Raw genomic sequence first — 8,410 nt, 5'->3', positions numbered from 1 at the left:
GTCAACGCCAATGTCAACGGCGGCTTCTCGTTCGCCAGCCCGCAGACCAACGTCGCGCCCGTCACGCAAGTCGATGCCTCGACGCACACGAACGTCGATCTGACCAACGTCACGAAGTCGATCGATGCGGTTGGCAGCGTGCTCGGCGGCGTGAAGCTGTAAGCCCTCACACAGCCATTCACGTCATCAGGAGAGACATCATGTTGAGAATCGAAAACCTCGCCGTCAGCAAGGAACTTGGTCGCGCTGAAATGGGCGCCATCGTCGGCGGCGCGAGCATCTTCCAGAACAACGGCATCAACGCCAACTCGATCACGGGCTTCGCGTTCGCGAGCCCGCAGATCAACGTGGCGCCGGTGACGCAGGTCGATGCATCGCAGTACACCAAGGTCGATCTGACCAACGTGACGAAGTCGCTCGACGCCATCGGCAGCCTGCTGCACGGCGTGAAAGCGTGAAGAACTGAAGCAGCACCGTCGACGGGAGAAGGAACAATTGTGCTTCCTTCTCCTTTCTTCACTACTTTGCGAGCGCAACTGCCTCGCGCTGCGCGATGAAATCCGCGGCAATGCTGTTATACGCAGCCGGAACGACATCGTGGATGTCACCGGCCTTCACCAGTTCACCGTGGTACAGAGCCCCGTCGTACTCGATATGAATCATGCTGTTCGGCGCGGGCTGCAGATAGCGATAGCCGCCCAACGATTGGATGGCCCCTCCGGTCCTGGCCTGGATCTCCTCCAGAGACGCAAACGGATCCTTCCCCTTTGTCAGGTTCGCCCACAAGTGCGTGGTCACGACCGTGTACGGCAACTGATAGATGATGGATCCCTTCGGCATCGGCGATTTGTCGGCGGCAAGCAGAAACGGCAGTCCGTTGACGGCCGGACCCTCGTCCTTGCGAATGGCATCCGAGATCGGCAGACCCGATACGTCGTCCAATTTGATCGTGATTCGCTCCAAGGCCGTCGACATGCCCCGCATGCCGAGCTCATAACCTTGCGATAGCTTCTGGAAGATCTTCGAGTTCGAACCGAAATGGATGTAGGGGCTCGATCGCGACGTGAACGCACCTTCCGCCGTGATATACAGCTGCGTCTCATAGTCTTGCGTATATGCGCCCGCTATCGTTGTGGTCTCTGCGATGAAGTTGTCGTCGCTATCACTGTCGACGTAGAACCGGGTTCTGCCCGAAGCGACGGGCGTGTAGCCTCCGCTGCCGGGATAGTTCGCATCGAACTGATAGAAGCCGCTGCCGCTGTCCTTCAAGAAGATGCTGTTGAAGAAGCTCGCGGCCGTACTGGATGATGTGGGCGCGTCCGATGAAGTCGATGCCGTATCCGCCGAATTCGACGATGTCCCTCCCGTCGCCCCGTTGCCGTTGTTCTCGACAGCCGAGAGTCCGCTGCCGCTTCCGCCTCCACATGCGGCGAGCGCGAGCAGCAGTCCGGCAGTGAGCGCCTTCGCCGTCGAATGAATCGACGCGAGCGTCAGACTCTTCTCGTTGGCCATGTTTTCTCCTTTGTTATTTGGGCCGCAGTGTCTTGACCATGCAATGCAGCCCGAGGTCGATCGCGCGTCAGAATTGCGCGGTCATCTGAAATCCGACCGTCACGCGCGATGTCTCGAGTGAAGACGGCTTGTAAATCGGCGTGCCCGCGAAGAAGTCATAGCTGAACCCAGCGTACTTCGACGGAATGCCGCCGCGAACGCCGATCACCGCGCCGACGAGCTGCGTGCCCGCGAGAAACTCGGTATTCGGGCCGAACACGCGACCGTAATCCACGCCGACGTAGAGCGACTGGCGCGTCTGTCCGATCGGCATCTGCAATTCGTTGCGCCAGTAGAAGCCTTTTTCTGCGGCCAACATTTGTTCGCCGTCGAAGCCGCGCACGGTGTAGCGGCTGCCGATCGTCAGGTCGTCGATGTAGTAAAGCTGATCGTTGGTGTATTGCCCGTGTACGGTCGTCACGTAGCGGAAGCTTTGCTTCGCAATGGCAAACGGCATCGACAGGTTCATATCCAGCACGGCCATCTTGAAGCGGTAGGTCGGTGCGCGCGTGGATATGGAGTAAGGATCCGGTTCCGGATCGGGTCTCGCGCCCAGACCACCGATGCCTTGGCGATATGCCAATGTCGCGTCGAACTGTGCACCGCCGAAGTAATGTCGATCGGTCAGTCCCAGTTCGAGGAAAGTATTGTTGCGTCGCTGTAGCTCAATCTCCGTGTCTTCGATGAAGCTCGCACCGAAGCGCTTCGAGAGTTGCATATAGCTGCTGAGCACGTCGCTCTGGCTGCGGCGCAGCACGCGCTGCAGTTTGAGCCCCGCGCTCTGCGAATTGCCGCTCGACACGAACGATTGGTTCACACCGGCGATCTGCTGATAGTAAGTGTTCGTGTTGCCATACAGCGTCGCGGTCCAATAGCCCCATGGGATCGAGTAGGAACCGTTGAAGCCGTGCGAGCCCAAAGTCTTGTCGTCGAAGTACAGGTCCTGATTCGCGCCTACGCTCAGGATGTCGTTCAGTCCAAGAAGATTGTCGATGCCCAGGCTGACGTTGCCTTGCCACTTGCCGGTTGCACGGCTGCCGGAGTTGTCGACAGAGGCGACGAACGTCCAAGGCTTGGCGCGCCTGACGGTGATGACGACATCGCTCTCACCGGGCGAGCTGGTCGGATCGACCTTCATGTCGACGTCCTGGCTCGCGACGCGCTTCATCTGCTCCAGGCCTTGCTCGAGATCGCGCAGGTTCAGCACGTCGCCGGGACGCGCCGGAAAAGCGGTCTTCCATGTGCCCGACGTGTTGGGATCGGCAAAGCGCAATTCGCGGATCACGCCGGGGATCAGAGCGAACTTGAGCGTGCCGGTCGACAGGTCCTGTTCGGGCAGCAGCACACGCGTCGTGATCAGTCCGCGGCTCAGGATTGCCTGCTGAAGCGCCTTGGTCAGTACGTTCACGCCGTCCTTGCCGATGCATTGACCTTTGTAGTGGTCGAGCCACTCGCGGGCGAACGCGAACGGATCGAGCGGCAGCGATGATGCGCCCTGCTTCCGAATCGGCTCGGGCAGCGTTTGCGGCACATCGAGCTCGAAGGCGTCGATGCGAAAGCACGGCGTCTCTGAAGGAAGCAACGGATATCGCTTCTCGTCAGGGATTTCCGAGCGCACGGCCGGCGCTCGAATCGCCGATTCGCGTTGCTGTGCCTCGCGTTGTTGCTGGATTTGCTGATCCTGTATCGCATTCGCGCGCGCGGCGGCGGCTTCGTCTGTGAATGGAATTTGCTGCGCATTTGCTGCGAGCGACATCAGGGCTGTGAACGGCAGAGCCGCAAGCCTTTTTCGGTAAATCATCAACTAACTTCTAGGTCTGAATGGAACAAAAAAACCGTCGCGGGCGGCGACAACATTCATACGCCAAACCCGAGCGACTTACCCGACCAAGGCCGAGCAGAACGCCGCTGCTTATGCGTGTGTCGGACGTGGAGAGAGCGTCGTCATCACCATGAACGACGCTCATGAGCGCCTGAACCCGGCCCGGTGAATGAGCCGTGCTCTGATTAACTACGATCCGTCCTTTTACTTTTTCTTCGCCTTCTTGGACGACCGACGGAAACTTCTTACTATCGCCGTCTCCGTCGTGGCCGTAAATAATCCTTTCCTGATCTTTCCATTCAATCAGAAAAAGATTGTGACTATCGTTGGACCATTTCAATACGGGTCAGATGTTGAGAGTCATTCCGTCGTGCTGTCGGCTGCGGTGCGGCCTCGCGCGTCACGCCGACGGCGACTATCCGTAGGTCAATCAGCAGGCGGAGATTCTGGCCGGCGAAGGCGGCTTTAACGTCAATGTGAAGGGCAACATCGATCTGAAAGGCGCGGTGATTGCAAGTGCCGCGGACGCATCGCAGAACAGCTTGAGTACACTGGCACGCCGACGTACAGCGACATCGAGGGCCGTGATCACGGATCTACGTGATCACGATCAAGCGCATACAACACGCGTTCTGCGCGCCGAAGCTCGCGCTGCCTCCGCTTGACGAATCGTGAACCCGCCGCCCGCGCTGCTCCGATGCGCGCTGCTCGTGGTCACATCCTGCACGCTGACGATGTTCAGATCACCAACGTCCGACACGCGCCGCGTTGCCGAGTCAGAATCCCTTTTTTGCTGATGCGCCAATGACCTGCATCGGTCTTGCGCTGCCCGCATTGACGCTCGTATTCCGCTGCGCCGCGAGCGTGCCACCGTTCGTCAGCGCGCCGGATGTAGCGACGATCACGTCGCGCTGAGAAACCCATCGACTTTCATCAAAAACAGCCCCGCAGCAGCCGGTCCGCGCGCCGATTTCCCACCCCAGTTATCATCGGTTCCACCTCTCGTCCGAGCGTGAAACCATGAGCACACTTCCCTACCGCAGCGCCCTCATCGTCGGTGCCGGGCCAGGCATCAGCGGCTCTCTTACGCGGCGTCTGCGCGCCGAAAACATTCCGGTTGTCATCGCGGCGCGCAATGTCGAAAAGCTCGCGGCGCTCGTCGATGAAACCGGCGCCATCGCGCTACCCGTCGATGCATCCGATGCCGGTCAGATCGAAACGCTCTTCGCCCAGACCGAAGCCCGCATCGGCGCGCCGGAAATCGTCATCTACAACGCGAGCGGGCGCGTGCGCGGACCCATCGCGGAACTCGATGCCGAAGAAGTCGCGCAGGCTGTCGCCGTCTCGGCGCTCGGCGCGTTTCACGCCGTCCAGCAGGCCGCGCGCCGCATGATTCCCGCCGGCAAAGGCGCGATCCTGCTGACGGGAGCGACGGCGGGCGTCAAGGGTTTCGCGCTGTCCGCGCCCTTCGCGATGGGCAAGTTCGCGTTGCGCGGCCTCGCACAAAGCGCCGCGCGCGAACTTGCGCCGAAGGGCATTCACGTCGCGCATTTCGTGATCGACGGCGGCGTGCGCGCCGAACATCGCGCCGATCCGCCCGACGCGCCGGACAGCACGCTCGATCCCGACGCCATCGCGCAAACCTATCTCGATGTGCTGCGCCAGCATCGCAGCGCGTGGACGTGGGAAATCGAGCTGCGGCCGTGGGCGGAGAAGTTCTGAAGCGTCACGCGCTCGCGGCGAGCTGGCCGATCCGCTCGGCCATCCCGCGGTCGACGGGCGTGTAGACGATCATGCCGAGATCCGGCCGGCCATCGACGGAAAACGCCGAATATTCCAGCTCGACCGATCCGAGCGCCGGATGCATCAGACGCTTGATGCCGCCGCCTTCTTCGTGGCTGTGGACGTCGTTGTCGCGCCAGAGCGCGTCGAATTCGGGACTCGCGTGCCGAAGCTCTTCGACGAGCTCGCCGACTTCCGACACCAGCCCCGCGCGCGCCACATCCGCCCGGAACGCGCCGACGACGAAGCGCGCGACGCTGTCCCAGTCGTGCTGCCGCGCGCGGACATCGGGATTGCGGAACAGGAATCGCAGGATATTGCGCCCGCCGGGCGGCAGCGTGCCGTAATCGGTCAGCACGACGGCCGCGGCGCGATTCCACGCGACGACATCCCACGTCGGCGTCTTGACGATGGCCGGGCTGGTCTGCAGCGAATCGAGCAGACGCTGAAGCCGCGGACTGACGCCATCAGCGGACCGGTAACGGACTTCCGGCGGCCGTCCCAGCCCGAGCATGAAGAGATGCTCGCGCTCGGCATCGGTGAGCAACAGCGCGCCGCAGATGCGCTCCAGCACATCGGCCGACGGCGCGCCGCCGCGTCCCTGCTCGAGCCACGTGTACCAGGTCGGACTAATGTTCGCGCGCTGGGCGACCTCTTCGCGGCGCAGGCCGGGCGTGCGGCGGCGTCCGGCGAAACCGAAGCTCGCCGGATCGAGACGCGTGCGCCGGCTGCGCAGAAAATCGCCGAGCGATCTGGCCGTATCCACGGATATGAAACCCTGTTAGTCGTTTTAATAGGATGACGTCACTACTTTAAAGGGATAAAAAAACGTCGGATAGTGAGCGCCATTCGACCAGGGAGCTTCACCATGCGAATTTTTCTGACGGGCGCGACCGGCTTCATCGGCTCGGCCTTGGTGCACGAATTGATCAACGCGGGTCATCGGGTGATCGGCATGACGCGCTCGGATGCGGGCGCGCGGGCGCTCGAAGATGCCGGCGCCGAAGTGCATCGCGGCACGCTGGAAGATCCGGAAAGCCTCGCGCGCGGCGCAGCGCTGGCGGATGCGGTCATCCACACGGCCTTCGATCACGACTTCTCGCGCTTCGTCGAGAACTGCGAAAAGGACAAGCGCGCGATCGCCGCGCTCGGATCGGCGCTCGCGGGCACGAATCGTCCGCTCGTCATCACGTCGGGCACCGGCATGGGCAGCGGCGAGCACGGCGAACCGGCGCGCGAGGACGTCTTCAACACGCGCCATCCGAATCCGCGCATCGCGTCCGAGCTGGCGGGGAACACGCTGCTCGATTCCGGCATCAACGTGTCGGTGGTGAGACTGCCGCAGGTTCACGATCCGTTGAAGCAGGGTCTCATCACGCCGCTCATCGGCATTGCGCGCGACAAGGGCGTCGTCGCTTATGTGGGCGATGGCGGCAATCGCTGGCCGGCGGGCCATGTCTCCGATGCCGCGCGGCTCTACCGGCTCGCCGTCGAGAAGGCGGAAAGCGGCGCGCGTTATCACGCGGTCGGCGAGGAAGGCATCGCGAGCCGCGCGATTGCCGAAGCGCTCGGACGCGGGCTGAAGCTGCCGGTCACGTCGATTTCTCCGGACGATGCAGCCGCGCATTTCGGCTGGATGGCGATGTTCGTCGGCCTGGACATGCCCGCGTCGAGCGCGCTGACGCAGGCGCGCCTCGGATGGAAACCGACAGGCCCGACGCTCATCGCCGATCTGGACGAAGCGCGCTACCCCTGACGCGTTTCGTTTGGCGCAAATGCCCCCGAAACTGTCATTTCCGACAATAGCCGGAACGCTCGGAATTGCCTAAAGTGATCGGCATTCGATCACCTTTCGCAACCGGAGCCGATATGATCCGCCCGACCCACGCCGCACTCGACCGCCCGATCTGGACCGCGCTGACCACGAAGCAGGCGCATCTCGGCCTCGGCGACACACTCGCGCGGCGTTTCCATCCGGATGTCGCGCCGTTCGGGGCCATCGCCTCCGATACACCCGATGCCTGGCGCGCGCTGCACGCGCTGCTGCAACCCGGCGAACACGTCGCGATGCTCTCGGCGGGTGCGCTCGCGGACATCGGCGCATTGCACGCGGAGCGCGTCGGCACCATCCATCAGATGATCGCGACGTCGCGTTTCACGCAAAGCATCGACGACCGCGACGTGATCGCGCTCGGCGCTGCCGATATCGACGCCATGCTCGCGCTCGTGCAACGCACGAAACCCGGTCCGTTCGGCAGGCGCACGCGCGAAATGGGCCGCTACATCGGGATTCGCGAGCAAGGCGAACTCATCGCGATGGCGGGCGAGCGCATGACCATCGACGGTCATGTGGAGATCAGCGCGGTGTGCGTCGATGAACGTTGCCGCGGACGCGGTCTGGCCGGACGGCTCATGAACATCCTGCGCAAGGAAATCGGCGAGCGCGGCGACACGCCGTTTCTGCATGTCTTCAGTCACAACGAAAGCGCCATCGCGCTGTATGAACGGCTCGGCTTCGAGCTGCGTCACGCGTTCACGTTGATGCGAATCTTGCGGCGAATGCGCAGGTGCCCGCATTCCAGCGCAATGTCGTAATTCTTCTATCCGCGCGAGCCGGCTTTCGATGGAATACGGGACAGTCACGCGTTCCCGCAGCAACCCGCTTCTCTCTTACATGGGTACCATCATGTTCAATCGCGCAGCCAGCACCGTTGAAAACGTCGATCCGGAACTCTGGGCGGCCATCACGAATGAAAACCGACGCCAGGAAGATCACATCGAGCTGATCGCGTCGGAGAACTACACGAGCCCGGCCGTGATGGCAGCGCAAGGCTCGCAGCTCACCAACAAGTACGCGGAAGGCTATCCGGGCAAGCGCTATTACGGCGGTTGCGAATATGTCGACGTGGCGGAGCAGCTCGCGATCGATCGCGTGAAGGAGCTTTTCGGCGCCGAAGCCGCGAACGTGCAGCCGAATTCCGGCTCGCAGGCCAATCAGGGCGTGTTCTTCGCGATGCTCAAGCCCGGCGACACCATCATGGGCCTGAGCCTCGCGCACGGCGGCCACCTTACGCACGGCTCGCCGGTCAACATGTCGGGCAAATGGTTCAACGTCGTGAGCTACGGTCTCAACGAAGCCGAAGACATCGACTACGAAGCGGCCGAGCAACTCGCGAACGAACACAAGCCGAAGCTGATCGTCGCGGGCGCGTCGGCGTTTGCGCTGAAGATCGATTTCGAGCGTCTTTCGAAGAT

At 62.3% G+C, this 8,410-nt stretch carries 8 protein-coding genes; 5 read left to right on the top strand and 3 right to left on the bottom strand.

All coding sequences use genetic code 11. The features are described 5' to 3' along the window. Positions 1-200: 200 nt before the first annotated feature. On the top strand, positions 201-458 hold the full coding sequence (locus tag NCS03_RS25525; RefSeq protein WP_008346261.1) for a hypothetical protein: 258 nt from the start codon (positions 201-203) through the stop codon (positions 456-458). Between the two features lie 61 nt (positions 459-519). Here NCS03_RS25525 and NCS03_RS25520 read toward each other — a convergent pair whose 3' ends face one another. Together NCS03_RS25520 and NCS03_RS25515 are read right to left on the bottom strand one after the other, a co-directional pair. Beyond that, positions 520-1,512: a hypothetical protein gene (locus tag NCS03_RS25520; protein WP_250530059.1), complete on the bottom strand. Its 993-nt coding sequence runs from the start codon at positions 1,510-1,512 to the stop codon at positions 520-522. A gap of 67 nt (positions 1,513-1,579) precedes the next feature. Beyond that, a complete protein-coding gene (locus NCS03_RS25515; protein WP_250530058.1) occupies positions 1,580-3,352 on the bottom strand; it encodes a ShlB/FhaC/HecB family hemolysin secretion/activation protein in 1,773 nt (590 codons plus the stop codon). A 1,041-nt stretch (positions 3,353-4,393) separates the two neighbouring features. Here NCS03_RS25515 and NCS03_RS25510 point away from each other — a divergent pair. Continuing rightward, on the top strand, positions 4,394-5,095 hold the full coding sequence (locus NCS03_RS25510; protein WP_250507902.1) for an SDR family NAD(P)-dependent oxidoreductase: 702 nt from the start codon (positions 4,394-4,396) through the stop codon (positions 5,093-5,095). A 4-nt stretch (positions 5,096-5,099) separates the two neighbouring features. Here NCS03_RS25510 and NCS03_RS25505 read toward each other — a convergent pair whose 3' ends face one another. Beyond that, on the bottom strand, positions 5,100-5,921 hold the full coding sequence (locus NCS03_RS25505) for a helix-turn-helix transcriptional regulator (protein WP_250507901.1): 822 nt from the start codon (positions 5,919-5,921) through the stop codon (positions 5,100-5,102). Positions 5,922-6,023: 102 nt separating this feature from the next. Here NCS03_RS25505 and NCS03_RS25500 point away from each other — a divergent pair, with 102 nt between their 5' ends. The 3 genes from NCS03_RS25500 to NCS03_RS25490 all read left to right on the top strand — a co-directional run. Beyond that, positions 6,024-6,911: an SDR family oxidoreductase gene (locus NCS03_RS25500; RefSeq protein ID WP_008346249.1), complete on the top strand. Its 888-nt coding sequence runs from the start codon at positions 6,024-6,026 to the stop codon at positions 6,909-6,911. Between the two features lie 113 nt (positions 6,912-7,024). Beyond that, positions 7,025-7,750 carry a GNAT family N-acetyltransferase gene (locus tag NCS03_RS25495; RefSeq protein WP_250530057.1) on the top strand — a complete coding sequence of 242 codons (726 nt, stop codon included), beginning with the start codon at positions 7,025-7,027 and terminating at the stop codon, positions 7,748-7,750. A gap of 91 nt (positions 7,751-7,841) precedes the next feature. After that, positions 7,842-8,410, top strand: a 569-nt coding sequence (locus NCS03_RS25490) for a PLP-dependent aminotransferase family protein (protein WP_502801544.1), incomplete at its 3' end; no start/stop codon positions are given.

Origin of the sequence: Caballeronia sp. ATUFL_F1_KS4A (genome assembly GCF_023630905.1) — a bacterium.
Taxonomy (GTDB): domain Bacteria; phylum Pseudomonadota; class Gammaproteobacteria; order Burkholderiales; family Burkholderiaceae; genus Caballeronia; species Caballeronia zhejiangensis.
Note: the sequence above shows the minus strand (reverse complement) of the source record. Positions and strands in the feature narration are given on the sequence as shown.

Bases quoted from the DNA above. Each gene is read 5' to 3' on its own strand.
- NCS03_RS25500 (WP_008346249.1), top strand. From the start codon at position 6,024: ATGCGAATTTTTCTGACGGGCGCGACCGGCTTCATCGGCTCGGCCTTG.
- NCS03_RS25495 (WP_250530057.1), top strand. From the start codon at position 7,025: ATGATCCGCCCGACCCACGCCGCACTCGACCGCCCGATCTGGACCGCG.
- NCS03_RS25525 (WP_008346261.1), top strand. From the start codon at position 201: ATGTTGAGAATCGAAAACCTCGCCGTCAGCAAGGAACTTGGTCGCGCT.
- NCS03_RS25520 (WP_250530059.1), bottom strand. From the start codon at position 1,512: ATGGCCAACGAGAAGAGTCTGACGCTCGCGTCGATTCATTCGACGGCG.
- NCS03_RS25510 (WP_250507902.1), top strand. From the start codon at position 4,394: ATGAGCACACTTCCCTACCGCAGCGCCCTCATCGTCGGTGCCGGGCCA.
- NCS03_RS25515 (WP_250530058.1), bottom strand. From the start codon at position 3,352: ATGATTTACCGAAAAAGGCTTGCGGCTCTGCCGTTCACAGCCCTGATG.